32 protein-coding genes are annotated in these 26581 nt (G+C 45.2%); 22 read left to right on the forward strand and 10 right to left on the reverse strand.

What is annotated here, in order from left to right; translation table 11 throughout:
• The 5 genes from pepA to BCT11_RS23845 all read left to right on the forward strand — a co-directional run bounded on the left by pepA (position 1) and on the right by BCT11_RS23845 (position 6676).
• On the forward strand, positions 1-1509 hold the full coding sequence (gene pepA / locus BCT11_RS23825; RefSeq protein ID WP_010450385.1) for a leucyl aminopeptidase: 1509 nt from the start codon (positions 1-3) through the stop codon (positions 1507-1509).
• Positions 1510-1625: 116 nt separating this feature from the next.
• Entirely contained in the window at positions 1626-2075 is a 450-nt protein-coding gene (locus BCT11_RS23830) for a DNA polymerase III subunit chi (RefSeq protein WP_038864600.1), read from the forward strand.
• A 96-nt stretch (positions 2076-2171) separates the two neighbouring features.
• Positions 2172-5030 carry a valine--tRNA ligase gene (locus BCT11_RS23835; protein WP_039975709.1) on the forward strand — a complete coding sequence of 953 codons (2859 nt, stop codon included), beginning with the start codon at positions 2172-2174 and terminating at the stop codon, positions 5028-5030.
• Positions 5031-5256: 226 nt separating this feature from the next.
• Positions 5257-5655, forward strand: a complete 399-nt coding sequence (locus BCT11_RS23840) for a DUF2061 domain-containing protein (protein WP_061036147.1) — start codon at positions 5257-5259, stop codon at positions 5653-5655.
• Positions 5656-5770: 115 nt separating this feature from the next.
• Positions 5771-6676, forward strand: coding sequence for a bifunctional helix-turn-helix transcriptional regulator/GNAT family N-acetyltransferase (locus tag BCT11_RS23845; protein ID WP_102389445.1), 906 nt, complete (start codon positions 5771-5773; stop codon positions 6674-6676).
• A gap of 16 nt (positions 6677-6692) precedes the next feature.
• Here the strand turns inward: BCT11_RS23845 and BCT11_RS23850 are convergent, their stop codons facing one another.
• The gene (locus tag BCT11_RS23850) at positions 6693-7493 is read right to left on the reverse strand and encodes a hypothetical protein (protein WP_038864479.1); all 801 of its coding nucleotides are present in this window, start codon (positions 7491-7493) and stop codon (positions 6693-6695) included.
• Positions 7494-7664: 171 nt separating this feature from the next.
• The gene (rraB, locus tag BCT11_RS23855; protein ID WP_038864481.1) at positions 7665-8081 is read right to left on the reverse strand and encodes a ribonuclease E inhibitor RraB; all 417 of its coding nucleotides are present in this window, start codon (positions 8079-8081) and stop codon (positions 7665-7667) included.
• Positions 8082-8328: 247 nt separating this feature from the next.
• Between rraB and BCT11_RS28010 the strand changes: the two genes are divergently transcribed.
• From BCT11_RS28010 to BCT11_RS23885, 7 genes are all read left to right on the forward strand, one after another.
• Positions 8329-8529: a hypothetical protein gene (locus BCT11_RS28010; RefSeq protein ID WP_133152161.1), complete on the forward strand. Its 201-nt coding sequence runs from the start codon at positions 8329-8331 to the stop codon at positions 8527-8529.
• Between the two features lie 135 nt (positions 8530-8664).
• Positions 8665-9885 (forward strand): arginine deiminase, encoded by a 1221-nt coding sequence (gene arcA / locus BCT11_RS23860; protein WP_045424619.1) that lies wholly within the window; start codon positions 8665-8667, stop codon positions 9883-9885.
• 157 nt (positions 9886-10042) lie between these two features.
• Positions 10043-11047 carry an ornithine carbamoyltransferase gene (locus BCT11_RS23865; RefSeq protein ID WP_038879681.1) on the forward strand — a complete coding sequence of 335 codons (1005 nt, stop codon included), beginning with the start codon at positions 10043-10045 and terminating at the stop codon, positions 11045-11047.
• Positions 11048-11116: 69 nt separating this feature from the next.
• Positions 11117-11242, forward strand: a complete 126-nt coding sequence (locus tag BCT11_RS28625) for a hypothetical protein (RefSeq protein WP_005432831.1) — start codon at positions 11117-11119, stop codon at positions 11240-11242.
• Positions 11243-11331: 89 nt separating this feature from the next.
• Entirely contained in the window at positions 11332-12261 is a 930-nt protein-coding gene (gene pyrB, locus BCT11_RS23875) for an aspartate carbamoyltransferase (protein ID WP_102389446.1), read from the forward strand.
• A gap of 17 nt (positions 12262-12278) precedes the next feature.
• Positions 12279-12740 carry an aspartate carbamoyltransferase regulatory subunit gene (gene pyrI, locus BCT11_RS23880; protein WP_038879686.1) on the forward strand — a complete coding sequence of 154 codons (462 nt, stop codon included), beginning with the start codon at positions 12279-12281 and terminating at the stop codon, positions 12738-12740.
• Positions 12741-12905: 165 nt separating this feature from the next.
• The gene (locus BCT11_RS23885; RefSeq protein WP_005432832.1) at positions 12906-13295 is read left to right on the forward strand and encodes a RidA family protein; all 390 of its coding nucleotides are present in this window, start codon (positions 12906-12908) and stop codon (positions 13293-13295) included.
• Between the two features lie 91 nt (positions 13296-13386).
• On the opposite strand, the gene BCT11_RS23890 is transcribed toward BCT11_RS23885, so the two are convergent.
• The 8 genes from BCT11_RS23890 to mlaF all read right to left on the reverse strand — a co-directional run bounded on the left by BCT11_RS23890 (position 13387) and on the right by mlaF (position 18839).
• Complete coding sequence (locus BCT11_RS23890; RefSeq protein ID WP_038864490.1) at positions 13387-14112, reverse strand: 1-acylglycerol-3-phosphate O-acyltransferase; 726 nt, start codon at positions 14110-14112, stop codon at positions 13387-13389.
• 147 nt (positions 14113-14259) lie between these two features.
• Complete coding sequence (gene murA / locus BCT11_RS23895; RefSeq protein WP_038864493.1) at positions 14260-15525, reverse strand: UDP-N-acetylglucosamine 1-carboxyvinyltransferase; 1266 nt, start codon at positions 15523-15525, stop codon at positions 14260-14262.
• A gap of 9 nt (positions 15526-15534) precedes the next feature.
• Positions 15535-15789, reverse strand: coding sequence for a BolA family iron metabolism protein IbaG (gene ibaG / locus BCT11_RS23900; protein ID WP_005432865.1), 255 nt, complete (start codon positions 15787-15789; stop codon positions 15535-15537).
• A gap of 3 nt (positions 15790-15792) precedes the next feature.
• On the reverse strand, positions 15793-16113 hold the full coding sequence (locus BCT11_RS23905; RefSeq protein ID WP_102389447.1) for a lipid asymmetry maintenance protein MlaB: 321 nt from the start codon (positions 16111-16113) through the stop codon (positions 15793-15795).
• Positions 16113-16751, reverse strand: a complete 639-nt coding sequence (gene mlaC / locus BCT11_RS23910) for a phospholipid-binding protein MlaC (RefSeq protein WP_102389448.1) — start codon at positions 16749-16751, stop codon at positions 16113-16115. Before mlaC ends, BCT11_RS23905 begins: the two co-directional genes overlap by 1 nt.
• Before the next feature lie 3 nt (positions 16752-16754).
• Positions 16755-17252, reverse strand: a complete 498-nt coding sequence (gene mlaD / locus BCT11_RS23915; protein WP_038879692.1) for an outer membrane lipid asymmetry maintenance protein MlaD — start codon at positions 17250-17252, stop codon at positions 16755-16757.
• A gap of 2 nt (positions 17253-17254) precedes the next feature.
• Positions 17255-18046, reverse strand: coding sequence for a lipid asymmetry maintenance ABC transporter permease subunit MlaE (mlaE, locus tag BCT11_RS23920; RefSeq protein WP_102389449.1), 792 nt, complete (start codon positions 18044-18046; stop codon positions 17255-17257).
• Entirely contained in the window at positions 18036-18839 is an 804-nt protein-coding gene (gene mlaF, locus BCT11_RS23925) for a phospholipid ABC transporter ATP-binding protein MlaF (protein ID WP_102389450.1), read from the reverse strand. The genes mlaE and mlaF overlap by 11 nt, the downstream gene beginning before the upstream one ends.
• A gap of 400 nt (positions 18840-19239) precedes the next feature.
• Between mlaF and BCT11_RS23930 the strand changes: the two genes are divergently transcribed.
• The 10 genes from BCT11_RS23930 (at position 19240) to BCT11_RS23975 (ending at position 26502) form a co-directional block, all read left to right on the forward strand.
• Complete coding sequence (locus BCT11_RS23930; protein WP_038864502.1) at positions 19240-20205, forward strand: calcium/sodium antiporter; 966 nt, start codon at positions 19240-19242, stop codon at positions 20203-20205.
• Between the two features lie 35 nt (positions 20206-20240).
• Complete coding sequence (kdsD, locus tag BCT11_RS23935; protein ID WP_039975700.1) at positions 20241-21212, forward strand: arabinose-5-phosphate isomerase KdsD; 972 nt, start codon at positions 20241-20243, stop codon at positions 21210-21212.
• A gap of 90 nt (positions 21213-21302) precedes the next feature.
• Positions 21303-21866: an LPS export ABC transporter periplasmic protein LptC gene (gene lptC / locus BCT11_RS23940; RefSeq protein WP_038864505.1), complete on the forward strand. Its 564-nt coding sequence runs from the start codon at positions 21303-21305 to the stop codon at positions 21864-21866.
• Positions 21847-22341 carry a lipopolysaccharide transport periplasmic protein LptA gene (gene lptA / locus BCT11_RS23945; protein WP_038864506.1) on the forward strand — a complete coding sequence of 165 codons (495 nt, stop codon included), beginning with the start codon at positions 21847-21849 and terminating at the stop codon, positions 22339-22341. The genes lptC and lptA overlap by 20 nt, the downstream gene beginning before the upstream one ends.
• Before the next feature lies 1 nt (position 22342).
• Positions 22343-23068, forward strand: coding sequence for an LPS export ABC transporter ATP-binding protein (lptB, locus tag BCT11_RS23950; RefSeq protein ID WP_102389451.1), 726 nt, complete (start codon positions 22343-22345; stop codon positions 23066-23068).
• Between the two features lie 50 nt (positions 23069-23118).
• Positions 23119-24585, forward strand: a complete 1467-nt coding sequence (locus tag BCT11_RS23955) for an RNA polymerase factor sigma-54 (protein ID WP_102389452.1) — start codon at positions 23119-23121, stop codon at positions 24583-24585.
• A 24-nt stretch (positions 24586-24609) separates the two neighbouring features.
• Positions 24610-24897, forward strand: coding sequence for a ribosome hibernation promoting factor (gene hpf / locus BCT11_RS23960; RefSeq protein ID WP_038864512.1), 288 nt, complete (start codon positions 24610-24612; stop codon positions 24895-24897).
• A 2-nt stretch (positions 24898-24899) separates the two neighbouring features.
• Positions 24900-25346 (forward strand): PTS IIA-like nitrogen regulatory protein PtsN, encoded by a 447-nt coding sequence (ptsN, locus tag BCT11_RS23965; protein WP_038864515.1) that lies wholly within the window; start codon positions 24900-24902, stop codon positions 25344-25346.
• 14 nt (positions 25347-25360) lie between these two features.
• Positions 25361-26224 carry an RNase adapter RapZ gene (rapZ, locus tag BCT11_RS23970; RefSeq protein WP_038864517.1) on the forward strand — a complete coding sequence of 288 codons (864 nt, stop codon included), beginning with the start codon at positions 25361-25363 and terminating at the stop codon, positions 26222-26224.
• A 2-nt stretch (positions 26225-26226) separates the two neighbouring features.
• Positions 26227-26502, forward strand: a complete 276-nt coding sequence (locus tag BCT11_RS23975; protein WP_038879700.1) for an HPr family phosphocarrier protein — start codon at positions 26227-26229, stop codon at positions 26500-26502.
• Positions 26503-26581 lie beyond the last annotated feature (79 nt).

Below are 26581 nucleotides of genomic sequence, written 5' to 3' on the forward strand. Positions count from 1 at the left end.
ATGGAGTTCAGTGTTAAAAGTGGCAGTCCAGAGAAACAACGTAGCGCATGTATCGTTGTTGGTGTGTTTGAACCACGTCGCCTTTCTCCAGTAGCCGAACAACTTGATAAAATCAGTGACGGTTACATCAGTTCACTACTTCGCCGTGGTGATCTAGAGGGTAAACCTGGTCAGATGCTACTACTGCATCAAGTACCAGGTGTTTTGTCAGAGCGCGTTCTACTTGTAGGTTGTGGTAAAGAACGTGAACTCGGCGAGCGCCAGTACAAGGAAATCATTCAAAAGACGATCAGCACACTTAACGAAACCGGTTCAATGGAAGCAGTATGTTTCCTAACTGAACTGCACGTTAAAGGTCGCGATACGTACTGGAAAGTACGTCAAGCAGTTGAAGCGACTAAAGATGGTCTTTACACATTTAACCAGTTCAAGAGCGTTAAGCCAGAAACTCGTCGTCCACTGCGTAAGCTAGTGTTCAACGTACCAACGCGTCGTGAACTGAACCTAGGTGAAAAAGCAATCACCCATGGTCTAGCTATTTCTTCTGGTGTGAAAGCATCAAAAGATCTTGGCAACATGCCACCAAACGTAGCAAACCCAGCTTACTTAGCCTCTCAAGCTCGTCGCCTTGCTGACGATTACGAAACCGTAACCACCAAGATCATTGGTGAGCAAGAGATGGAAAAACTGGGCATGACATCTTACCTAGCAGTAGGTCGTGGTTCGAAGAACGAATCTATGATGTCGATTATCGAATACAAGGGTAACCCAGAGTCAGAAGCAAAACCTATCGTTCTCGTCGGTAAAGGTCTGACATTCGATTCAGGCGGTATCTCTCTAAAACCTGGTGAAGGTATGGATGAGATGAAGTACGACATGTGTGGTGCTGCGTCTGTATTCGGAACAATGAAAGCGCTAGCGAAGCTAAACCTACCAATCAACGTTATTGGTGTACTAGCAGGCTGTGAAAACATGCCAGGCAGCAACGCTTACCGTCCGGGTGACATCCTAACGACCATGTCAGGTCAAACTGTAGAAGTTCTGAACACGGATGCGGAAGGTCGTCTTGTTCTTTGTGACGCACTGACTTACGTAGAGCGTTTCGAACCAGACTGCGTAGTTGACGTTGCAACGCTAACGGGAGCTTGTGTTATCGCACTAGGCCACCACATCAGCGGCGTAATATCTAACCACAACCCTCTTTCTCATGAGCTAGTAAACGCTTCTGAGCAAGCAAGTGACCGTGCATGGCGTCTACCAATGGCAGACGAGTACCATGAGCAGCTGAAGAGTCCATTTGCTGATATGGCAAACATTGGTGGTCGTCCTGCAGGCACTATCACTGCAGGTTGCTTCCTGTCTAAGTTTGCTAAGAAGTACAACTGGGCACACGTCGATATCGCGGGTACAGCTTGGAAGTCAGGCGCAGCGAAAGGCTCAACGGGCCGTCCTGTCTCAATGCTTGTCCAATTCCTTTTGAACCGCAGCGGCCAAGAGACAGAAGAGTAATTTCTGAACACTATCTAAAAGGGCCGCAAGGCCCTTTTTTATTACCCCGATTTTCTTGAGAGAGAATAGGAATGTAAAATGGTCTAAGGATGAGACCAATGGCAAGTGAGAGAATGATGCAAACTGCAACCTTCTACATCATTAAAGAAGAGAGCCCTCAAGCAACAAAGACGGGCTTTGAACAATACATCGTATTCTTGGCTCAGCACTTTGCTCGCCAAGGAGCTAAAGTGTATTTGAACTGCCAAGACAAGTCGCACGCCGAACAACTGGCCGAGGCTTTTTGGCAAATTGATGCAGATAAGTTCATGGCTCATAATCTCGTAGGTGAAGGACCGAAATACGCCACCAATATTGAGATCGGCCATGAAGGCGTAAAACCTAATTGGAATCGTCAATTGGTAATTAATTTGGCGGAAAATGAGACAACCTTTGCGAACAAGTTTGCTCAAGTGGTAGACTTCGTGCCTTGCGAAGAAAAAGCTAAACAGGTCGCAAGAGAAAGGTATAAAATTTACCGTCAAGCAGGTTATCAACTGCAAACGATCGAAATTCAATATCCTTAACGGTCAATCCTTATAGTTAAGGCGATCTTGTTAAGATCCCTCACTTATAAAGATTGACTTAGATTCAACCATCAACGTATCCATTAAAAGAGCGCTATGGAAAAGACATACAACCCAACTTCAATTGAACAAGCTCTGTATCAGACTTGGGAAGAGCAAGGCTACTTTAAGCCACACGGTGACACTACTAAAGAATCATACAGCATCATGATCCCGCCACCGAACGTCACTGGTAGCCTACACATGGGCCACGCGTTCCAAGATACGATCATGGATACGCTTATCCGTTGTGAGCGCATGAAGGGTAAAAACACTCTTTGGCAAGTAGGTACGGACCACGCAGGTATCGCAACTCAGATGGTTGTTGAGCGTAAGATCGCTGCAGAAGAAGGCAAAACAAAACACGATTACGGCCGTGAAGCTTTCATCGACAAAATCTGGGAATGGAAAGGCGAATCTGGCGGTACTATCACTAAGCAGCTTCGTCGCCTTGGCGCATCTGTAGACTGGGACCGTGAGCGTTTTACGATGGACGATGGTCTATCTAACGCCGTTCAAGAAGTGTTCGTACGTCTATACGAAGACGACCTAATCTACCGCGGTAAACGTCTAGTTAACTGGGATCCAAAGCTACACACAGCGATTTCAGATCTAGAAGTAGAGAACAAAGACACTAAAGGCAACATGTGGCACTTCCGCTACCCACTAGCAGATGGCGTTAAAACAGCGGATGGCAAAGACTACATCGTTGTGGCAACGACTCGTCCAGAGACCATGCTAGGCGATACTGGTGTTGCGGTTAATCCAGAAGATCCACGTTACAAAGATCTTATCGGTAAAGACATCATCCTTCCTATCGTTGAACGTCGCATTCCAATCGTGGGCGATGAGCACGCAGATATGGAAAAAGGTACTGGCTGTGTGAAAATCACACCTGCGCACGACTTCAACGACTACGAAGTTGGTAAGCGCCACCAGCTACCAATGATCAACATTCTGACTTTCGACGCAAATATCCGTGCTGCATCTGAAGTCTTCAACACTAACGGTGAAGCAAGCGACGCCTACAGTACTGAGCTACCAGCTAAGTACCACGGTATGGAGCGTTTTGCCGCTCGTAAAGCTATCGTTGCTGAATTCGACGAGCTAGGTCTACTTGAAGAAGTGAAAGATCACGATCTACAAGTTCCTTACGGCGACCGTGGTGGCGTGGTTATCGAACCAATGCTAACTGACCAATGGTACGTACGTACTGCACCTCTAGCGAAAACAGCGGTTGAAGCAGTAGAAAACGGCGACATCCAATTCGTTCCTAAGCAATACGAAAACATGTACTTCTCTTGGATGCGTGACGTTCAAGACTGGTGTATCTCTCGTCAGCTATGGTGGGGTCACCGCATCCCAGCTTGGTACGACAACCAAGGTAATGTTTACGTAGGTCGTGACGAAGAAGAAGTTCGTAAGAATAACAACCTAGAGTCAGTCATTGAACTTCACCAAGACGAAGACGTACTGGATACATGGTTCTCTTCTGCACTATGGACGTTCGGTACTCAAGGTTGGCCAGAGCAAACTGACGACCTGAAAGTATTCCACCCTTCAGATGTACTAGTAACTGGTTTCGACATCATCTTCTTCTGGGTTGCGCGCATGATCATGATGACCATGCACTTCGTGAAAGACGAAAACGGCAAACCACAAGTACCATTTAAGACAGTTTACGTTACTGGTCTAATCCGTGACGAAAACGGCGACAAGATGTCTAAGTCGAAAGGTAACGTACTTGACCCAATCGACATGATCGATGGTATCGACCTAGAGTCTCTAGTAGAGAAGCGTTGTGGCAACATGATGCAGCCTCAGCTAGCGAAGAAAATCGAGAAGAACACTCGTAAGACGTTTGAAAACGGTATCGAAGCATACGGTACAGACGCACTACGTTTTACTCTTGCAGCAATGGCATCAACAGGTCGCGATATCAACTGGGATATGAAGCGTCTTGAGGGTTACCGTAACTTCTGTAACAAACTATGGAACGCAAGCCGTTACGTAATGATGAACACAGAAGAGCAAGATTGTGGCTTCAACGGTGGTGAGATTGAATACTCACTAGCGGACAAGTGGATCGAGTCTCAGTTTGAACTTGCAGCGAAAGCGTTCAACAACCATATCGACAACTTCCGTCTAGATATGGCGTCTAACACGCTTTACGAATTCATCTGGAACCAATTCTGTGACTGGTACCTAGAGCTTACTAAGCCAGTTCTATGGAAAGGTACTGAAGCGCAACAGCGTGGTACTCGCCGTACACTAATCACGGTTCTTGAGAAGACGCTACGTCTAGCTCACCCAGTGATTCCTTACATCACTGAAACTATCTGGCAAAGCATCAAGCCACTAGTTGAAGGTGTAGAAGGTGAGACAATCATGCTGCAAGCACTGCCTCAATTCGACGAAGCAAACTTCAACCAAGAAGCGCTAGACGATATTGAATGGGTGAAAGCGTTCATTACCAGCATCCGTAACCTACGCGCTGAATACGACATCAACCCAGGTAAGCCGCTTGACGTTATGTTGAAAGCAGCAAACGCAGAAGACGCAGCGCGTCTAGAAGCAAACAAACAAGTTCTGATGTCTCTAGCGAAACTAGAATCTGTACGCGTACTTGCTGCTGACGAAGAAACGCCAGCGTGTGCAACAGCACTGGTTGCTAAGTCTGAGCTTATGATCCCAATGGCGGGTCTGATCGACAAAGACGCTGAGCTTGCTCGTCTAGATGGCGAAATCAAGAAAACTCACGGCGAAATCAAGCGTATCGAAGGCAAACTAGGTAACGAAGGCTTCGTAGCGAAAGCTCCTGAAGCGGTTGTTGCTAAAGAGCGTGAGAAGCTTGAAGGTTACAAAGAGACACTAGCTAAGCTGGAAGAGCAGAAGACAACGATCGCTGCACTTTAATCGCTAAAAGCTAGAATAAAAGAATCAAAGGGTTGGTGTGAAAGCATCAACCCTTTTTGCATTTTATTGCTCGGAAAGCTTTCAAAGATATTCACTACTCTCTCCTACTCTGCCTCATATTTAATAGTTTTTACCTATCAAACTAATCTTAACTGCCCATTAGATTTAATGATAATAATTCTCAATAATAGACCTATCGAAACAACACAACAATTGAGTAATTATCATGAAAAAGACACTAACCTTTGCAGCACTCCATTTTACTATCGCGTTTAGTGTCGCTTACGTGCTTACTGGTGACATTCTAATTGGTAGTTTAATTGCCATGATTGAGCCTTCAGTGAACACCGTCGCTTTCTACTTTCATGAAAAAGCATGGGCAAAAGTCCCTGCGCTTAAAGCTCGTCAGTGGATGACCAAAATAAAAACCGCAAGCTTTGCCACTATCCACTTCAGTGTTGCCTTTACCGTAGTTTACTTACTAACAGGTGATGCGTTTGTCGGCGGTATCATGGCAATGCTAGAGCCAAGCTTGAATACAGTAGCGTACTACTTCCACGAGAAAGTATGGATGCATAGATCAGATAACCAAGCACCACAGTTCTGTCTGCACCAACACGCTTAAACATGGAGGCTCAATACGCCTCCTAACGAGAAAAATGACATTTACCATTGACAAAGTTGCGCACCGCAATTAATTTAATTGCGGTGCGCAACTTTATTTTTAGAGGTAAGTGATAATGAATGCTCATCAACTCCGACACTATTCCCGTCAAGCCGTCCGATTGCTTGGTATGCTCGATAAGCAATGTGGCGACGTCGCTCTCACTCCTGTGCAAGCGCACGCGTTAGGTGAGATCCAACTGCAGCCGTTGACCATCAATCAACTAGCACAACAGCTCAATGTCGACAAGTCCAATGCAAGCCGTACCGTTACTGGGCTGATCAAATTAGGTTTAGTTGAGAGTATCGAAAACCCGAAAGACAAACGCAGTCAACTTGTGGCGCTTACAGAGCAAGGTCAACAGGCGTTATCGCAACTAGACCAACAGCAAAACAGCTTCTTTGAACAACTGCTTACCCAACTGGATGACAGTGAGCAAGAGCAACTCAAACTTGGTTTAGAGACTTACCTAAAAGGGCTAACAAAAGTGTGTCAGGCAGAGGAATACGTTCTTCGACCTCTTACCAAAGCAGATAACTCGCAAGTTGCGGACGTGATTCGTAAAGTCTCCGCAGAATACGGTTTAACCGCAGACAAAGGTTATGGTGTGGCCGATCCAACGCTTGATGACATGTACTCGGTTTACGACCAACAAGGTGCCGCTTATTGGGTGGTAGAACACCAAGGCGAGATTGTGGGCGGCGGCGGCTTTGCACCTTTAGCTGGTGAGCCAAATGTGTGTGAGTTGCAAAAGATGTACTTCTTACCTCAAACACGAGGGCACGGTTTAGCCAAACGCATCGTCGCATTGAGCTTACAACTGGCGAAACAGTTTGGGTATCAGCAGTGCTATTTAGAAACGACAGAATGTCTAAGAGAAGCGGTAGGCTTGTATGAAAAGCTAGGCTTTGAGCATCTCGATGCCCCGCTAGGACAAACAGGGCATGATGCATGTGAAGTCGTGATGCTTAAGACGTTATAGCGTTTTATCCCCAAACTTAAAGTACAAGATGGGTAACACAGAGCTCTTGGCTAAGTGCCACTGTAAATGCTTGGCGTTGCCCATCCAACTCCACTACGAGTTCGTAGAGATCTTTTGGATCGGGATCGTTAAGATCGGCATACTTTGGCGCTTCGATCTGGAATAAAGCACTCGCATGATCCGCTCGGACATCAATAGGAATATGGTAAGTCATGCCATTGAACTTAACCGATGCCGATACTAGACCCGGCGCAAAAGTTTGATAGTACAAGTCGACTTTAAACTCACAACCACCACCGTGGTGCCAAATCTGCTCGGTAGCCACGCGGTCTAAACGAACATTGCGAATGAACTGTAGATACGGTTCTTGCCATACCCCCAAGCGCTCATCACTCTTTTGGTATTCATGATCCGCAAGTGAGCACAACTCCGGTTTATCCTCATCCAGCAGAAGATCTTCTTCTTCCTCGAGGAACAGGATCTCAAAACGGTTGCGCCCCATCTGCATAAATGGACGAATGTCTTTTTTGTATATGCTTTGCGAACCGTCACAGTCGAACAATGCGACTCCGTTCAAACGCACTTCTGCATGGTAATCCACACCACCCAACACCATTTCTACCGCTGGGAATGCCATCATGGATTCGTCCACTTCGATGTCGTGCATCAGGTGCCACTCTTGCTGACGGATCGCTTCTTCAGTCAGTTCAGCAGGCAATACCTGACTCAAAGGAGCAGGGAAAGTAATGTCATCCTGTGGGATAGAAAGGTCCGTCAGTGGAGAGACTTGCCATAAACCGGCGAGTGAGAGTTGCATATACACCTTGAGCTAGATCAATTTTCATGCATTATATACTCAAGTGGCTTAGGGTTATAGGCAGTAAGCCTACAAACTCAATGAGAATTATTTATGGTCACCCTCGGTTATCATTTTTAAGGCACAAAAAAACCAGCGATAAACGCTGGCTTCTTTGAATGAATGAGTCGATTACTCTTCGTCTTCATCATCTTCGTCTGGGTAAAGCGCATCTTCGCCTTCGTAGTAAGTACCCCAACCGTCGTAAATGATGTCGTATTTTTCTGCAAGGTGAATCAACTTCTCAACCTGTGCATCAATCGCTTCTGCGTTTAGTGCAGATTCCATTGTTGCATCACAGCAAAGCAGTTTGTTACCGTCTTCATCTTCTGTTTCTTCAGCTTCAAGCACTTCAAAGCCCATTTTGAATGCTTCCACAACCGCTTTCTCTAGCGTGTCGAAGTCTTCTGCAAATAGGTGGTGCTCGATTTCGTATAGTGAATCTGGATCGCTGCCGTCTTCTAGCAATGCTGCAATGATATCGCGAGTCTCTTCCTTTTGAATCTCAATTAATTCTTCTACTGATAGATATTCATCTTCGTGAGACATGTTTTGGCTCCAGATTAGTTACTTGATGAAAACACTATACTCAAGACTGAGTATGTTAATGCGGTGAAATATGGCACGGATTGCGATGAAAAGCCACAAACAAACACCAAACGGCTTGGATTCTTAACGAATATTCTTTCTCAAAAATCGAAACCTCGCTCACAGAAACAAAAAATTAACAAAAACAAGAAATCTTTAATATTCAGAAGATCCTAATCAAGTAAATTCGTCGAAATAGGAGAGTGCATTGCGTGTTTATGGCTATGAAGTGAATACACCAACAAGGCAATTAAAAATGCAAGCGAATAAAGAAAGCTTTAAAAATGCATATTTGAGAATAGTTATGCGTGTTTTATGCACTAACAATGTGAGTCTATTGAAAGCGAGTAAAAAGAATAAAAACGCACTTTTTAAATACTATGAACAAAGCTCTAAATATAGAATTTAAAAATACAAAGCATTAATTTACAAAATATATCGCTAACAAAAGCCAAAATATCGACATATAGAGTAAGTTCTAGGACTTGCATCTTTGCGGCAAGCTTGTCATAACTAATGGCTGGAAAATTTGTAAGGATACAAAATGAGCAAGCTGTACGTTGGATCAGAAGTTGGTCAACTTAGACGAGTGTTATTGAATCGCCCAGAGCGTGCCCTCACCCACCTAACCCCATCAAACTGTCACGAACTGTTATTTGACGATGTGCTCGCGGTAGAAGCTGCAGGGGAAGAGCACGATGCATTTGCCCGTACACTACGAGAGCAAGATGTCGAGGTGCTACTGCTGCACGATTTGCTCGTAGAGACACTTGCCGTTCCTGAAGCAAAAAAATGGTTGTTGAATACTCAAATCTCCGATTTCCGCTACGGTCCAACATTTGCTCGTGATTTGCGTCAATACTTTGCAGAAATGGATGACGAGCATCTTGCGACTATCTTTCTTGGTGGTTTGGCCTACTCTGAACTACCAATCAAATCCTCTTCGATGCTACCGAAAATGAAGCGTCCATTGGATTTCGTTATCGAACCTCTTCCGAACCACCTCTTTACCCGCGACACATCATGTTGGGTATACGGCGGCGTTTCTCTTAATCCAATGATGATGCCAGCGCGACAACGTGAGACCAACCATCTGCGCGCAATTTACCGTTGGCACCCAACTTTCGCAGGTCAAGATTTCATTAATTACTTCGGTGATGAAGACCTTCACTATGACAACGCAAACGTAGAAGGCGGTGATGTACTGGTTATCGGTAAAGGCGCCGTTTTGATTGGTATGTCTGAGCGTACAACCCCACAAGGTGTAGAAAACTTAGCGGCGAGTTTATTTAAATCTGGTCAGGCGAAAGAAGTGATTGCTATCGACCTACCAAAACACCGCTCGTGCATGCACCTTGATACGGTCATGACGCACATGGATGTGGACACTTTCTCGGTATACCCAGAAATCATGCGTAAAGATTTAGACACCTGGCGCCTAACACCTAAAGGCAACGGTGAAATGCATGTCGAAGCATCACACAACTATCTGCATGCCATCGAATCGGCACTTGGCTTAGATCAATTGAAGATCATCACAACGGGTGGTGACAGCTATGAAGCTGAACGAGAGCAATGGAACGATGCCAACAACGTACTGACGGTGAAACCTGGTGTTGTGATTGGTTACGAACGCAACGTCTACACTAACGAGAAGTACGACAAAGCTGGCATTGAAGTCCTGACTATTCCGGGTAACGAGCTTGGTCGCGGTCGTGGTGGTGCACGCTGTATGAGCTGCCCAATCGAACGTGATGATATTTGAGAAACCTCTCCCACCAAATAAAACCAATTGAGACTAAGGTTGATGTGAATGCATCAACCTTTTTTTGCTTTTAATTAAAATAATTATTCACAATAAAAGCATTTATATGTTTTAATGCTTTTATTCTTTATCAACCAAACGACCTAAGGGACGAGCTATGGCTTTCAATTTACGTAATCGCAACTTTTTGAAGCTATTGGATTTCTCAACTAAAGAGATCCAGTTCTTGCTCGAACTGTCCGCAGAGCTGAAAAAAGCTAAATATGCAGGAACAGAGCAGAAGAAACTTCAAGGTAAAAACATCGCGCTAATCTTTGAGAAATCTTCTACTCGTACCCGATGTGCGTTTGAAGTTGCTGCCTTTGACCAAGGCGCTCAAGTCTCTTACATCGGTCCTTCTGGCTCACAGATCGGTCATAAAGAATCGATGAAAGATACCGCTCGTGTTCTTGGTCGTATGTACGATGGCATCGAATACCGTGGCTTTGGTCAATCCATTGTTGAAGAGCTTGGTACTTATGCTGGTGTGCCTGTTTGGAACGGTTTAACGGATGAGTTCCACCCTACTCAAATCCTTGCAGACTTCCTGACTATGCAAGAGCACGGACGTGGGAAACAACTGCATGAAATGACGTTTGCCTACCTTGGTGATGCTCGCAATAACATGGGTAACTCACTCATGGTTGGCGCAGCGAAAATGGGCATGGACATCCGCCTTGTAGCGCCAAAAGCGTTCTGGCCAGAAGAAGCATTAGTGACAACTTGCCAAGAAATTGCCCAACAAACTGGCGCGAAAATCACGCTGACTGAAAATGTTGAAGAAGGCGTTAAAGGCTGTGACTTCTTATACACCGACGTTTGGGTCTCGATGGGTGAGTCGGCTGAGGCTTGGGATGAGCGTGTTGCTCTGATGACACCTTACCAAATCAATATGGATGTGATTAAGCAAACAGGTAACCCTCATGTGAAGTTCATGCACTGCCTGCCAGCCTTCCACAACGATGAAACGACTGTGGGTAAAGAGGTAGCAGAGAAATACGGAATGAAAGGGCTTGAAGTCACCGAAGAGGTGTTTGAGTCTGAATACTCTATCGTATTCGACGAAGCCGAAAACCGCATGCACACGATTAAAGCCGTGATGGTGGCAACGTTAGGCAGCTAAACCAAAGCATTAAAAATGGTAACAAAAACCACGATGTAATCGCTTGCGCTCACGAAAGTTAAGCGTATAATGCTCGGCAATTTGTCTGAGGATTATGAAATGACCACGCCGATTGCTGACGTAAAAACGCGATTTGCTCTAGCTAAGCGACTACGCTTACGTGCTGTTATTTTCGTTAATTCTATTGAATTTTAAAACCTCCCCAATTGGGGAGGTTTTTTTATGTCCGAAATTCCATCAGGGTAATTTTGGGGATAGTCACCACTGTTATAGGGAAGAAGATCATGGCGAACTCGCTTTACCAGAAGCACATCATCTCTATTCCAGAGCTTTCACGTGAAGAACTGGAACTGATTGTAGAAACTGCAGGTCAGCTAAAAAAAGAACCTCGTCCAGAACTGATTAAAAACAAGGTTGTAGCGAGCTGTTTCTTTGAGCCATCCACACGTACTCGTCTGTCATTCGAAACAGCGATTCAACGTATTGGTGGCGATGTTATTGGTTTTGATAACGGTGGTAACACCTCTCTGGCGAAAAAAGGCGAGACACTGTCTGACTCAGTTCAAGTGATCTCTTCTTACGTCGATGCCTTCGTTATGCGCCACCCTCAAGAAGGTGCAGCGCGCTTGGCATCCGAGTTCTCTAACGGCGTTCCTGTGATTAACGCTGGTGACGGTGCCAACCAACACCCAACACAAACGCTACTCGACCTATACACGATTGCAGAAACACAAGGTCGTCTAGACAACCTGAACGTTGCGTTCGTTGGTGACCTAAAATACGGTCGCACCGTGCATTCTTTGACTCAAGCATTGGCGAAGTTCAATAACATTCGCTTCTTCTTTGTGGCACCTGAAGCGCTCGAGATGCCTGATTACCTATGTGAAGAACTCGATGAAGCAGGTATTCAATACAGCCTGCATACAGACATGGAAAGCGTGATTCCTGAACTAGACATTCTGTACATGACACGCGTACAGAAAGAGCGTTTCGATGAATCTGAATACGCGCACATCAAGTCAGCTTACATCCTAACAGCGGCACTACTAGAAGGTGCACGTGAGAACTTGAAAGTGCTACACCCACTGCCACGCGTGGATGAAATCACCACAGACGTCGACGTAACACCGCACGCTTACTACTTCCAACAAGCAGAAAATGGCGTGTACGCGCGCCAAGCATTGTTGGCATTGGTTCTAAACGAAACACTGTAATCGAGGGAGAAAAAGACATGACTAAAGAAACTCAATTGCAGGTAGAAGCAATCAAAAATGGCACAGTAATCGACCATATTCCAGCCCAAATTGGTATCAAAGTGTTGAAATTGTTCGATATGCACAACTCTTCTCAACGCGTGACGATTGGCCTTAACCTGCCATCATCCGCATTAGGTCATAAAGACTTGTTGAAGATCGAGAACGTGTTCATCAACGAAGAGCAAGCAAGCAAATTGGCACTTTACGCACCACATGCGACCGTAAACCAAATCGAAAACTACGAAGTTGTGAAGAAGCTAGCGCTGGAGTTACCAGAGCAAGTTAAAAACGTGTTTGAATGCCCAAACACTAACTGCATTACCCACAACGAGCCAGTTGCGAGCAGCTTCCAAGTGTTCGAGAAGAAGCAAGAAATCCGTCTGAAGTGTAAATACTGTGAGAAAGTCTTCGCTCGTGAGATCGTCACTGAACGTTAATTTCCCGCTTCAATTCTTGCTAACGATAAATTGACTGATACCCCGCCCGTGCGGGGTATTTTGCTCTTTACGTGCTTCATGTTTAAAGGCACACTGATTCCTCTTAAGAACGCTCAAATTGTTTGAGTACACTCTTTATTCCCCTAAACAGATGGAACAATTCAAATGACGAAAGTACTTCACACTGAGTCTGCACCAGCAGCAATCGGTCCTTACGTTCAAGGCGTAGATCTAGGTAACATGGTTCTAACTTCTGGCCAAATCCCAGTAAACCCAGCAACAGGTGAAGTGTCTGCGGACATCGCAGAGCAAGCACGTCAATCTCTAGAAAACGTGAAAGCAGTAGTTGAAGCTTCAGGCCTTAAAGTCACTGACATCGTAAAAATGACGGTATTCGTTAAAGACCTAAACGACTTCGGTACTGTGAACGAAGTTTACGGCAAGTTCTTCGATGAGCACGAAGTAGCAAACTACCCAGCACGTTCTTGTGTCGAAGTAGCTCGCCTACCAAAAGATGTTGGCATCGAGATTGAAGCAATCGCCGTTCGTAAATAATTGCAATTGCGCTTGCTAAGAAACATAAAAAAACGGGTAACTTAGGCTACCCGTTTTTTATTGTCTTTTTGTTGCAGTGTTCTATTTCAATTTAAGCGGCATTACGCTGTTTTACTTCTTCATCAAGCGCTTCTAGCTTCGCTTTCATTTGATCGCGACAGGTGTTAGCAAGTTCACGAACGCCTTCTTTGCCATAGCCTTCAGAGCTGATTGGTGGCAGCATTTCAATGATCACATGACCGTTATTCCAACGGTTCAATTTAATGTGATCAGTTGAACTACACACGATCGGAATGATTGGCACCTCTGCGCCGATAGCAGCATGGAATGCGCCGGTTTTAAATGGCAGTAAGCCACGGCCACGTGAGCGCGTCCCTTCTGGGAACATCCATACTGAAACGTCACTCTGCTTAATGCTATCAACTACTTGATCAATAGTGCCCTTAGCTTTAGAACGGTTACCACGGTCAATTAAAATGTTACCCGTTAGCCAGTAAAGCTGACCAAATAGTGGCATCCACGCTAAGCTTTTTTTACCTACCGTCACGACTTTTGGTGTCACTGCTGAAGATACAGTAAACAAATCCCAGTTATTTTGGTGGTTCGCGATGTAAACATGCTGACCACGAGAGTAAGCATCTTCAGGAATTCGTAATTCTAATTTGATTCCGAACACACGAGACATCTTGCCAAACAAGCGGCCAAAAGTGAAAACGTGCTTAGGATTTCGAGGACTTAATAGGCAGTAACCACAACCACCAATAAACATCACAATTGCGAAAATTGCGACAGCAAATACACGTAATAGTGCAATCATTGTTGTTCTCCAGGAACCGGCTTTACGCCAGATACAGCTATTGTTGGTTCTTTGGACATAGTCATCAGCTATGAAAGAGAGCACGACATAAAAAAGCCGAAACCTGAGTTTCGGCTCTCTTTATATCGAAGTCAACTGCGATGCAGTTTAACCCGCCTCACTCACGCGCTCAATATTTGCGCCAAGAGCAGACAGTTTATTTTCGATTTTGTCGTAACCACGATCAATGTGGTAAATACGATCAACGATGGTTTCGCCTTTCGCGATACAACCTGCAATCACCAAACTTGCCGAAGCTCGTAGGTCAGTGGCCATTACTTGCGCACCACTTAGAGAATCTACGTCACCACAGATGACTGTGTTACCTTCGATTTCCGCTTTTGCGCCCATGCGCATCAGTTCAGGTACGTGCATGAAACGGTTTTCAAAGATCGTTTCAGTAATTACGCCGCCGCCTTTCGCCATCATGTTTAATAGCGTGAATTGTGCTTGCATGTCAGTCGGGAAACCTGGGTGTGGGGCAGTACGAATGCTTACCGCTTTCAGTTCACGATCCGTCATATCTACAGAAATCCAGTCTTCACCAGTCTCTACTAATGCGCCCGCTTCTTCTAGCTTCGCAAGTACCGCTTCCAACAAGTGACCGTTGGTGTTACGACACACAACTTTGCCGCCAGAAACAGCCGCAGCAACAAGGAACGTACCCGTTTCGATACGGTCAGCCACAACGTTGTGCTTACCGCCACCTAAACGCTCAACACCTTCAATAGTGATGGTGTCTGTGCCCGCGCCTGAAATTTTTGCGCCAAGCTTGTTTAGGAAGTCTGCTGTATCAACGATTTCAGGTTCACGCGCTGCATTATCTAGCGTTGTGGTACCTTCCGCTAACGCTGCCGCACACATGATAGTAATCGTTGCACCAACACTCACTTTGTCCATCACAATGTGAGCGCCTTTTAGACGACCGTCCACTTCTGCTTTTACGTAACCATCTTCTAGTGTAATCGTTGCGCCAAGCTGCTCTAGACCTGTGATATGTAAATCAACAGGACGAGCGCCAATCGCACAGCCACCAGGTAGAGAAACTTGACCTTTACCAAAACGAGCCACCAGCGGACCAAGTGCCCAGATTGATGCACGCATGGTTTTCACCAAGTCGTAAGGTGCGCAGTATTCGTTGATGCTGCTTGGATCGACATGAACAGAACCATTACGGCTTACTTTTGCGCCCAAACGCTTAAGCAGTTCCATAGTAGTATCGATATCACGAAGGTGTGGCACATTCGCCACCTCTACTGGCTCTTCAGCCAAGATAGACGCAAATAAAATCGGCAGTGCTGCGTTTTTTGCACCTGAAATGGTCACTTCACCAACCAGTGGTTTATCTGACCCAATAACTCGAAACTTTTCCATCAATAAACCTTAAAGCGACATTAGCTTTTTATCACGAGCCCACTCTTCTGGAGTGAACGCTTTAATCGATAGCGCGTGAATGTCGTTACGCTGGATGTAATCCATCAGAGGACCGTAAATTAACTGCTGCTTCTTAACGCGGCTCATTCCATCGAAACAAGCATCAACAGCAACCACCTCATAGTGGCTACCTTCACCTTTTACATGCACTTCTTGAAGGTTTAGTGCTTCTTCTAGTAACTGTTGTACTTTTGCGCTATCCACAATTTACCCCTGATAATTCTGTATATGTTTGGCCACTAAAGATTCAACGTTGCTCAGCTGAAACAAAGTGCGCAATTGCGCCGGCACGAAACTGAGCATTATATGACAGTTTTGTTTTTTTGCATGCTCTAATAAGTGGATTAACATCACCATTCCCGCAGAGTCGACGCGCTCAATCTCTTTTAACGAGCATTCTAGCTCGGTTTGAGATGGCTGCCATCGCTGCGCAACGGCCCACAATGAAGGTACGGTATCTCGATCCAACGCCCCTGTAAGCTTAAGAATATCTGATTGTAAATGCCACTGAGAATGAGACTGCGCCATTACTTTGCTGCCTCGAAACGAATTGGCTGTGCCGCCAATTTTTCAAGATCTTTTGCTACAGCCAGAATACCGTCTTGGCGAATCTTCGTATTCCACTCTGATTGCTTGCTCGAAAGTAAGCTAATACCTTCAGCAACCATGTCGAATGCTAACCATTCACCTGTTTTCTTATCTTTACGCAGTTTGAACTCAAGTTTGATGTTCGGACGCGGTGCGTCAATGATATCCACTTTGATGCTAGTAATGCGCTTAGATGGGTCTAACTTCGGCTCAGGGCCAAACTCGATTTGCTGGTCTGTGTATTGCGTTAATACTTGTGCGTAAGACGTCACCAAGTAAGAACGAAATGCCTTAATAAACTCACCCACGTCTTCACGCTTCGCGCCTTTTAAGTTAGGACCAAGCAGTTTCAATGCTGCATAGCGATCGTTGACGTAAGGCATCAGCTCTTCTTCAACGATGGTCTTAAGCAAATTTGGATCTTGCTTAATTTGTGGCTGTTCGGTTTTAAGACGTTCAAACGTCTCTCCCGCCACCTGCTTCATCATTTCGTAAGGTTGAGTTTTATCCACTTCTGCGGCCACTGCACCAAAAGCAGTAAATGCCGCAACGAAAGAAAGTAATAATCTAGAGAACATGGGTTATTCCTTACTCGTGTTGCCAGAATCGCCGGAGCCACCGATGCTGTACAGCACCTGTCCAATTAAGTCTTCTAATACTAGAGCAGACTTGGTGTCTTCGATGGTATCGCCATCAACCAACATTTCTTCATCATCAAAGATGAAGCCTGGAACTAAGCCAATGTATTGCTCACCAATCAATCCAGAAGTCAAAATTTGCAAACTAGAGGTTTCTGGGAATTGATTGTATTGGCTATTAATCGACAAGCTCACAATAGGAAGTAGGCTTTCAGGGTTAAGTGTAATGTCACTTACACGACCAACCACTACGCCGCCAACCTTCACTGGTGAACGCACTTTTAAGCTACCAATATTATCGAACTCAGCTTTCAGGGTATAAGTATTGCCCGAGCCAATACTTTTTACGTCAGCAACCTGAAAAATCATCACAAGAATCGCGCAAATTCCTGCCAATACAAAGCTGCCAACCCATAATTCAGTTTTACGTGTTTGTTGCATGATTAATTCCCAAACATCAATGCGGTCAGTACAAAGTCTAGTCCCAGTACTGCTAAAGAAGAATGCACTACAGTGCGTGTGGTTGCTCGGCTGATCCCTTCCGAAGTAGGAATCGCGTCATAGCCATTAAATAGAGCGATCCAAGTAACGGTAATCGCAAACACGATACATTTGATCATGCTGTTACCAATATCTTGGCCTAATTCTACCGACGACTGCATAGCCGCCCAGAAACTACCGTGATCAACGCCTTTCCAATCAACGCCAACAATTTGAGCACCCCAGATGCCAATGGCCATAAAGATCATCGCCAATAGCGGCATAGAGATAACGCCAGCCCAAAAACGCGGAGCAATAACGCGTTTTAACGGATCAACAGCCATCATTTCCATACTGGAGAGCTGCTCAGTGGCTTTCATCAAACCAATTTCAGCGGTCAGCGCAGAACCCGCGCGGCCAGCAAATAGAAGAGCGGTCACTACCGGTCCTAACTCGCGCAGTAGTGATAGCGATACCATCTGACCAAGACTGCCTTCTGCACCATAGTCGACAAGCACCACATAGCCTTGCAAGCTAAGTACCATACCGATAAACAAACCCGACACGACAATTATTGCTAAAGACTGTACGCCAACAGAGTAAAGTTGCTTCACCAACAAAGGAAAATTTTTCACTGGGTTTGGTCGAGTCACCAACGCACCAATAAGCATCAATGTCGCACGACCAAAGGCTTCGCAGATGGCCAACGTGCGCCTTCCTAATGAAGCGACAAATTGAGTAAAACTAGCGCCCATCAAATAAATCCTTTTCGATACTTTGAGCAGGGAATCGGAATGGAACAGGGCCATCCGCATCACCTAACAAGAATTGTTGCACTCGAGGGTCAGGATTGTCTCTCAGTTCTTGTGGCGTACCAAAGGCAATGATCTTGCCATCAGCCATCAGGTAGACCCAGTCAGCGATACTCATCACCTCTGGTACATCATGGGAGACAACAATAGAAGTTAGACCTAGCGCTCGATTCAAATTACTGATCAGCTCAACCAATACCCCCATGGTGATTGGGTCCTGACCAACAAACGGTTCATCGTACATAATGAGGTCAGGATCAAGCGCAATAGCGCGCGCCAAAGCAGCCCGGCGCGCCATACCACCAGAGAGTTCACTCGGCATAAGTTTCGCCGCACCACGCAGGCCTACCGCTTCAAGCTTCAGCAATACCATGGTACGAATGAGTTCTTCAGAGAGTTCTGTGTGTTCACGTAAAGGAAAGGCGACGTTATCGAAAACGTTCAAATCCGTGAACAAAGCTCCTGATTGAAATAGCATGCTCATTTTTTTTCGAGCATGGTAAAGCTTCTTACGTGAGAGCGCTGGGATGTTATCGCCATCAAACCAGATCTCACCTTGTTCGGGATACAACTGACCGCCAATTAAGCGTAACAGCGTCGTTTTACCGATTCCCGATGGGCCCATAATGGCCGTCACTTTTCCTTCTGGCACGTGCAGGTCAACGCCATTAAAGATCTTGCGATCGCCTCGTGAAAAAGTGAGATTGTTAACGGTAACTAAATCGTTGTTCGACATACTATCTCTTCTGCTGTTTGTGAGTGGAACTCACAGAGTCGTCAAGCTAACTCAGCCTCGATTGTTTTCAAGATATTACGTCGAGAATATCCTAAAGTGACTTCGGTATACTTATTAGGCTGCAATCATAAGCACATTGAACTTGAATTAAAAGCACTGTTCAATTAAATAAAGCCGACAAAATTCAAGCAATTCTTCATAAAATATGACGAAATCAAAGGAAGGTGTTTAAATCCAACTCTAGATAAGCGGTATCAAATACAACGCGTGTTCGAGCAACAATTAAACACAATTTCGTTACTAACCTTTAATTTATTTGTTGTTTATCTTCCATTTTTGGCTGTGAAAGGTCAAAATTAGCGGTTACTCATTTCACTTATTTTATTACTTAGGAATCATCATGCTCGAAGCCGTAGCGTTGCTTATCGTCGGTCTTGTTATACTTGTTTGGAGTGCGGATAAACTTGTTTTTGGCTCTGCTGCTCTGGCCCGCAACGTCGGTATTTCACCTCTAGTGATCGGCATGACCATTTTGGCGATGGGTTCTTCTGCGCCAGAAATGATGGTTTCTGCAACCGCAGCATGGGACGGTAAAACCGACACAGCTGTCGGTAACGTTCTTGGCTCGAACATCGCCAACATCGCTTTAATTCTTGGTATCACCGCCATCATCAAACCACTTTCCATCAGCTCTGCTGTGGTTCGTCGAGAATTGCCATTGATGATAGCAGTAACCGTGCTGGCTGGTATTTTACTTTGGGATAACCACCTAGGTTTCTACGAAGGCGTATTGCTGTTTGTACTCTTTGCTGCGTTCCTATTTGCCATGTTGCAAATCAGCCGCAAAGAACAAAAAGCGGGTGATGCTTTTGTCGATGAACAAGAATCAGAAGTCCCTGAAGGTGTAAGTAATCCAAAAGCCGTTATGTGGGTTGTAATCGGTCTGATACTTCTACCTTTGGCAGCAAGCATGTTAGTCGACAACGCCGTCATCATTGCAAAACACTTTGGTATGAGTGATCTCGTTATCGGCCTTACTATCATTGCTATCGGCACTAGCCTACCGGAGCTTGCTGCATCTCTAGCAGGCGTTCTAAAGGGCGAAGACGATATGGCTGTGGGTAACATCATCGGTTCAAACGTTTTCAACATTTTGGCGGTAATGGGCCTACCGGGCATCATCAATCCTTCAATGCTAAGTGAATTTGCGATGGGTCGTGACTTTTGGGTTATGCTCGGCGTATCGCTACTGCTTGTGGCAATGTGTCTTGGTAAATCTCGCAGTATCAACCGTTTAGAAGGTTCAATCCTGTTTGTGTGTTTCTTAGGCTACCAAGTGTACCTATTCGCAAACATGGCCGCTTAATAACATAATAAGTAAAGACAAATTGGAGCTCTGATATGTCCACTCAATTTGATTTTCGTGCTGCTGCTAAACAAGTTCTTGATATTGAAGTGACCGCACTTCAACAACTGGACCAGTATTTTGATGCGCAGTTTGAACAAGCTTGCGAATTGATTCTTTCCAATAATGGCAAAGTCGTTGTTATGGGGATGGGCAAATCAGGTCACATTGGCAACAAGATTGCTGCTACCCTTGCAAGTACAGGCACCTCCGCGTTTTTTGTTCACCCTGGTGAAGCTGCGCATGGTGACCTAGGAATGATCAGTGAAGGCGATATCGTCATTGCGATTTCTAACTCTGGTGAGTCTCACGAGATTTTATCTCTATTCCCAGTATTGAAACGTCTGAACATCAAAATTATCAGCATGACAGGCAAGCCTGAGTCGAACATGGCCAAATTGTCGGATATGCATTTGCAAATCACCGTTCCGCAAGAAGCCTGCCCACTTGGTCTTGCACCAACGAGCAGCACAACAGCAACTTTGGTCATGGGCGATGCTCTTGCCGTTGCCCTGCTTCAAGCTCGTGGTTTTTCTGCAGAAGACTTCGCTCTATCACACCCTGGTGGTGCGTTGGGAAGAAAATTGCTGCTCAAGCTGTCTGATATTATGCACTTTGGTAATGCACTACCAAAAGTTGCGCCAGATGCATTGATTCGCGACGCACTTCTTGAGATTTCAGAGAAAGGCTTAGGGATGACCGCGATTGTCGATGAGCACGATGCTATGCTTGGTATATTCACTGATGGTGACTTGCGTCGTACTTTGGATAAACGTATTGATATTCACACCACAGCAATCGGTGAAGTGATGACTCAAAACCCAACAACGGCTCATCCAGAAATGTTAGCTGTCGAGGGTTTGAATCTTATGCAAGATAAAAACATCAATGCTCTGATCTTGTGCGACAACAACAAGATTGTTGGTGCGCTGAATATGCACGATTTGTTGAAAGCGGGTGTGATGTAATCCATCCATCAACGAATGTTTACACAATTTGATTAACAGATTAAGGCAATGGTCAGGGAAGTACTGAGCTAAGATAAAGGCCTTTATTTTATGAGTTTTACTCGCCTTATTTATTTGCTCCTGATCTTCGTTGTCGCATGGTGTGGTTATTATTTGCTGACACCAAAAGGCGATGAAGATATACAGGTTGCACCTAATTTAGAACTGCCTATGTTCAGTGGTACTGGACTAGAAAATATCACTTATGGTGAAAATGGTGTCCGCAGTTACATCATTCGCTCCAACAGCTTGGATCATTACGCCAAGAGTGGAGATACGATTTTTAATAGCCCAACACTGATGGTTTACCGTGAAGGTAGCGTTGTTGAGTGGAAGGTCACTGCAACAAGAGCAGTACTTGATGAAGACCAGATCCTGACGTTATACGACAAAGTTCTCATGCAAAACTTATTGCCTGACGCAAGCTTTGACACCATGGCAACAGACAAGCTGGTCATCAACTTAAGCAATCGTGATTTTAAAGCCGATCAACAAGTAATGTTGGTTGGACCACAATTTGAAACTACCGGAGGCGCAATGCAAGGCAACTTAAAAGCCCACACTGCGACTCTGACAGATGAAGTTCAAGGTCGATATGAAACCGTTACACCTTAGCCTATTGGCATTGGTATTAGCAGCGCCACAAGCGTTGGCACTTAAGTCGGATACGCAACAGCCGGTTTACATTAATTCAGACACCCAGCAGGTGGACATGAAGAGTAACCAGGTGACCTTTAAAGGTGATGTATCTCTTAAGCAAGGTAGCATCAATATCGATGCTGACAGAATTGTTGTAACTCGTGACCCGAAAACGGAAGCGATCAAACAAATTCAAGCATTTGGTAAACCTGCCACTTTCTCTCAATTAATGGACGATGGTAAAACACTCAGTGGTCAAGCTACTGAATTGGATTACCGTATCTCTACTGACGAATTGACCATGAAAGGCCAAGCACAGCTAGCCCAAGACGGTAACACCATCAAGGGCTCATCAATTCGCTACCAAATTGGTCAACAGAAGCTTGTTGCTGACAGCTCGAAGAATGAGCGCGTTACCACCATCCTGCAACCGAACCAAATCGAGAACTAATATGCCAGTACTGAGCGCAAAGAATCTTGCTAAAAGCTACAAGAAACGCAAGGTCGTTACGGACGTGAGCCTCGAAGTCGAGTCTGGTCAAATTGTGGGACTGTTGGGTCCAAACGGCGCAGGTAAAACCACATCGTTTTACATGATTGTCGGCTTGGTACCTCGTGATGAAGGCATCATCACTATCGACGATCAAGACATCAGTATCCTACCGATGCACAGTCGCTCGCGCCTAGGTATCGGCTACTTGCCACAAGAAGCTTCCATATTCCGTAAGTTATCGGTTGAAGACAACATCATGGCCGTCCTAGAAACTCGCCAAGAGTTAACTCGAGAAGAGCGCCAAGATAAGCTTGAAGATTTATTGGAAGAATTCCACATACAGCACATACGCACCAGTGCGGGTATGGCACTATCAGGTGGTGAACGCCGCCGTGTAGAAATCGCTCGTGCATTGGCAGCAAACCCTCAGTTTATTTTGTTGGATGAACCGTTCGCGGGTGTTGACCCAATTTCGGTTAACGACATCAAAAAAATCATTGAACACTTGCGCGATCGCGGTCTTGGTGTGTTAGTCACTGACCATAACGTTCGTGAAACCTTGGACGTTTGTGAAAAAGCCTATATCGTAAGTCAAGGACACCTTATTGCTTCAGGAACTCCAGATGAGGTTCTCAATAACGAGCAGGTGAAACAAGTTTATCTCGGTGAACAATTCCGTCTATGATTACATTAGGAACGGTAAGATTCTGAGCATTACAAGGTAAGTAACACTGAATGAAACCTTCATTACAACTCAAGCTAGGTCAACAGTTAGCCATGACGCCGCAGCTACAACAAGCGATTCGTTTGTTGCAATTGTCGACGCTCGACCTTCAACAGGAAATCCAAGAAGCCTTGGACTCCAACCCTTTATTGGAAGTTGAAGAAGGCCAAGAAGAACCTCAAGCAAATGGTGAAGACAAATCAGCACTCGATGCTGCAGACAACAGTGCCAATGAAACTGCCGAGATTGATGTTCCTGATAGCTCAGACGTGATTGAAAAATCTGAAATCAGCTCTGAGCTAGAAATCGACACCACTTGGGACGATGTATACAGCGCGAACACTGGCTGCACAGGCTTAGCGCTTGATGACGATATGCCGGTCTATCAAGGTGAAACCACTGAATCGCTGCACGATTACCTGATGTGGCAGTTAGACTTAACGCCATTTAGCGAAACCGACCGCACCATCGCGTTAGCCATCATTGATGCGGTTGACGACTACGGTTACCTCACGCTCTCTCCAGAAGAAATTCATGAAAGCTTCGACAACGAAGATGTTGAACTTGATGAAATCGAAGCCGTTCGCAAACGCATTCAACAATTTGACCCCCTTGGCGTTGCCTCTCGCAACCTTCAAGAATGTCTATTACTGCAATTAGCGACCTTCCCAGAAGATACACCGTGGCTCGCTGAAGCGAAAATGGTGCTGAGCGATCATATCGATCATCTTGGTAATCGCGATTACAAGCTCGTCATCAAAGAGACCAAACTGAAAGAAGCAGACCTACGTGAAGTGTTAAAGCTGATTCAGCAATTGGACCCTCGACCTGGCAGCCGTATTACTCCAGATGATACCGAATACGTTATTCCTGACGTTTCCGTTTTTAAAGATCATGGCAAATGGACGGTTTCTATTAATCCTGACAGCATCCCAAAACTAAAAGTAAATCAACAATATGCGCAACTGGGCAAAGGCAACAGTGCCGATAGCCAGTATATTCGCAGCAATTTGCAAGAGGCAAAATGGCTGATTAAGAGCCTAGAAAGCAGAAACGAGACGCTTCTCAAAGTTGCAAGATGTATTGTTGAACATCAACAAGATTTCTTCGAGTATGGTGAAGAAGCCATGAAACCAATGGTACTTAACGATGTAGCATTGGCAGTAGACATGCATGAATCCACGATTTCTCGTGTAACTACACAGAAGTTCATGCACACACCACGTGGCATTTTTGAATTGAAGTACTTCTTCTCTAGTCATGTCAGTACAGACAATGGCGGAGAATGTTCGTCCACAGCAATTCGCGCGCTCATCAAAAAGTTGGTCGCAGCGGAAAATACCGCTAAACCATTGAGTGACAGCAAGATTGCTGCTCTTCTGGCTGACCAAGGGATTCAAGTCGCAAGACGTACGATCGCGAAGTATCGTGAATCCTTGGGTATCGCCCCTTCAAGTCAGCGTAAACGCCTACTTTAAGGCACCAACTGAAAAGGAAAGTCTATGCAAATCAATATTCAAGGCCATCACGTTGATCTTACCGATTCAATGCAAGACTATGTTCAATCAAAGTTTCAGAAGCTCGATAGATTCTTCGACCATATAAACCAAATACAAGTTGTACTAAAAGTTGAAAAACTTAACCAAATCGCGGAAGCTACGCTTCACATAAATCAGGGCGAAATCCACGCGTCATCGAATGACGAAAGTATGTATGCAGCAATTGATTCGCTGGTGGATAAATTAGTTCGTCAACTTAACAAGCACAAAGAAAAACTAAACAGTCATTAATCATGCAATTGAGCGAGATACTGTCACTGGACTGCACCAAAAGTGCAGTCCATTGTACAAGTAAGAAACGAGCCCTAGAGATGATCAGCCAAATTGTTGCTGAAAACACGGGCCAAGATTCAACCGAACTGTTTGAGTGTATGCTCAGCAGAGAAAAGATGGGTAGTACGGGTATCGGCAACGGTATTGCTATCCCTCACGCAAGAATGTCATCCAGCGATAAAGCCATTGCCGTATTACTTCAATGTGATGAAGCGATTGAGTTTGATGCGATCGACAACCGACCTGTAGACCTTCTCTTTGCGCTTCTGGTTCCAGAAGAACAGTGCAAAGAACACCTCAAAACACTATCCTCTATGGCTGAACGCTTGAGCGACAAGCAAGTGTTAAAAATGCTGCGCAAAGCTCAGAGCGATGAAGAACTCTACGACATTATGATTCATCAGTAATCGAGGCGATCACCATGCGATTAATTGTTGTTAGCGGGCACTCCGGTGCCGGGAAGAGTGTTGCCCTGCGCGTACTTGAGGACTTAGGGTATTACTGCGTAGACAACCTACCAGTTAACTTGCTTGATGCGTTTGTAAAGTCGGTATCCGACAGTAAACAGAACGTTGCCGTAAGTATCGATATTCGAAATATCCCAAAGAAACTCAAAGAGCTGAACACCACTCTCGAAAAACTCAAAACTGAGTTAGACGTAACGGTGCTGTTCTTAGATGCGAACAAAGAGACCTTACTCAAACGCTACAGCGAAACCAGACGGATCCATCCGCTGTCGCTTGGCGCTCAATCCTTATCTCTTGATCAAGCCATTGAGTTAGAGCACGAGATACTGATGCCCTTAAAAGCACACGCGGACTTAGTGCTTAACAGCAGTGGTCAATCCCTGCATGACTTGAGCGAAACCGTACGTATGCGCGTTGAAGGGCGAGATCGAAAAGATCTGGTGATGGTATTCGAATCCTTCGGTTTCAAATATGGACTACCCTCTGATGCCGATTACGTGTTTGATGTGCGCTTCTTGCCAAACCCGCATTGGGAACCAGCATTGCGCCCTCTTACAGGTCTAGATGCCCCGATTGGAGCCTTCCTAGAGCAACATCAATCTGTACTCGATCTTAAGTATCAAATTGAAAGTTTTATCGAGACTTGGTTGCCTCTGCTAGAAAAAAACAATCGCAGTTACTTAACTGTCGCGATTGGTTGTACTGGTGGTAAACATCGCTCAGTGTATCTCACGCAAAAAATTGGTGAGTTCTTCGCTGACAAAGGCCATCAGGTACAAATTCGCCACACTTCATTGGAAAAAAACGTTAAGGAATAACGGTGGAATTAAGTCGTAAGGTATTGATCCAAAACCGCTTAGGGCTTCACGCTCGCGCTGCGGTAAAACTGGTCGAACTGGCACAAAGCTACGATGCGATCATTACGATCGACAACGAAGAAGATAAAACAGCCACCGCTGATAGCGTTATGGGGCTATTAATGCTTGAGTCCGCCCAAGGGCAATACGTGACGATCCACGCCACTGGCGATCAATCAGAGCAAGCCCTTGATGCGGTTTGTCATTTGATTGAAGATAAGTTTGATGAAGGCGAGTGATTCACTCGCTTTTTTTATTTTTAACACCCAAATATTCCACATCGCTTCCCCTTCCTACTTAACCTGAACTCGGGATAAA

The sequence above is a fragment of the Vibrio sp. 10N.222.52.B12 genome (genome assembly GCF_002875385.1).
Lineage (GTDB): Bacteria > Pseudomonadota > Gammaproteobacteria > Enterobacterales > Vibrionaceae > Vibrio > Vibrio jasicida.

Excerpts from the sequence above, each read along its gene's own strand:
- pepA (WP_010450385.1), top strand. The coding sequence starts at position 1 with ATGGAGTTCAGTGTTAAAAGTGGCAGTCCAGAGAAACAACGTAGCGCA.
- BCT11_RS23905 (WP_102389447.1), bottom strand. The coding sequence starts at position 16,113 with ATGGCGCAGTCTCATTCTCAGTGGCATTTACAATCAGATATTCTTAAG.
- rapZ (WP_038864517.1), top strand. The coding sequence starts at position 25,361 with ATGCGATTAATTGTTGTTAGCGGGCACTCCGGTGCCGGGAAGAGTGTT.
- BCT11_RS23955 (WP_102389452.1), top strand. The coding sequence starts at position 23,119 with ATGAAACCTTCATTACAACTCAAGCTAGGTCAACAGTTAGCCATGACG.
- lptB (WP_102389451.1), top strand. The coding sequence starts at position 22,343 with ATGCCAGTACTGAGCGCAAAGAATCTTGCTAAAAGCTACAAGAAACGC.
- murA (WP_038864493.1), bottom strand. The coding sequence starts at position 15,525 with ATGGAAAAGTTTCGAGTTATTGGGTCAGATAAACCACTGGTTGGTGAA.
- lptC (WP_038864505.1), top strand. The coding sequence starts at position 21,303 with ATGAGTTTTACTCGCCTTATTTATTTGCTCCTGATCTTCGTTGTCGCA.
- lptA (WP_038864506.1), top strand. The coding sequence starts at position 21,847 with ATGAAACCGTTACACCTTAGCCTATTGGCATTGGTATTAGCAGCGCCA.
- mlaF (WP_102389450.1), bottom strand. The coding sequence starts at position 18,839 with ATGTCGAACAACGATTTAGTTACCGTTAACAATCTCACTTTTTCACGA.
- mlaE (WP_102389449.1), bottom strand. The coding sequence starts at position 18,046 with ATGGGCGCTAGTTTTACTCAATTTGTCGCTTCATTAGGAAGGCGCACG.
- BCT11_RS23885 (WP_005432832.1), top strand. The coding sequence starts at position 12,906 with ATGACGAAAGTACTTCACACTGAGTCTGCACCAGCAGCAATCGGTCCT.
- BCT11_RS23835 (WP_039975709.1), top strand. The coding sequence starts at position 2,172 with ATGGAAAAGACATACAACCCAACTTCAATTGAACAAGCTCTGTATCAG.
- BCT11_RS23865 (WP_038879681.1), top strand. The coding sequence starts at position 10,043 with ATGGCTTTCAATTTACGTAATCGCAACTTTTTGAAGCTATTGGATTTC.
- mlaD (WP_038879692.1), bottom strand. The coding sequence starts at position 17,252 with ATGCAACAAACACGTAAAACTGAATTATGGGTTGGCAGCTTTGTATTG.
- BCT11_RS23840 (WP_061036147.1), top strand. The coding sequence starts at position 5,257 with ATGAAAAAGACACTAACCTTTGCAGCACTCCATTTTACTATCGCGTTT.
- BCT11_RS28625 (WP_005432831.1), top strand. The coding sequence starts at position 11,117 with ATGCTCGGCAATTTGTCTGAGGATTATGAAATGACCACGCCGATTGCT.
- pyrI (WP_038879686.1), top strand. The coding sequence starts at position 12,279 with ATGACTAAAGAAACTCAATTGCAGGTAGAAGCAATCAAAAATGGCACA.
- BCT11_RS23845 (WP_102389445.1), top strand. The coding sequence starts at position 5,771 with ATGAATGCTCATCAACTCCGACACTATTCCCGTCAAGCCGTCCGATTG.
- mlaC (WP_102389448.1), bottom strand. The coding sequence starts at position 16,751 with ATGTTCTCTAGATTATTACTTTCTTTCGTTGCGGCATTTACTGCTTTT.
- BCT11_RS23890 (WP_038864490.1), bottom strand. The coding sequence starts at position 14,112 with ATGATTGCACTATTACGTGTATTTGCTGTCGCAATTTTCGCAATTGTG.
- pyrB (WP_102389446.1), top strand. The coding sequence starts at position 11,332 with ATGGCGAACTCGCTTTACCAGAAGCACATCATCTCTATTCCAGAGCTT.
- BCT11_RS23850 (WP_038864479.1), bottom strand. The coding sequence starts at position 7,493 with ATGCAACTCTCACTCGCCGGTTTATGGCAAGTCTCTCCACTGACGGAC.
- ptsN (WP_038864515.1), top strand. The coding sequence starts at position 24,900 with ATGCAATTGAGCGAGATACTGTCACTGGACTGCACCAAAAGTGCAGTC.
- hpf (WP_038864512.1), top strand. The coding sequence starts at position 24,610 with ATGCAAATCAATATTCAAGGCCATCACGTTGATCTTACCGATTCAATG.
- BCT11_RS23830 (WP_038864600.1), top strand. The coding sequence starts at position 1,626 with ATGCAAACTGCAACCTTCTACATCATTAAAGAAGAGAGCCCTCAAGCA.
- BCT11_RS23930 (WP_038864502.1), top strand. The coding sequence starts at position 19,240 with ATGCTCGAAGCCGTAGCGTTGCTTATCGTCGGTCTTGTTATACTTGTT.
- kdsD (WP_039975700.1), top strand. The coding sequence starts at position 20,241 with ATGTCCACTCAATTTGATTTTCGTGCTGCTGCTAAACAAGTTCTTGAT.
- rraB (WP_038864481.1), bottom strand. The coding sequence starts at position 8,081 with ATGTCTCACGAAGATGAATATCTATCAGTAGAAGAATTAATTGAGATT.
- arcA (WP_045424619.1), top strand. The coding sequence starts at position 8,665 with ATGAGCAAGCTGTACGTTGGATCAGAAGTTGGTCAACTTAGACGAGTG.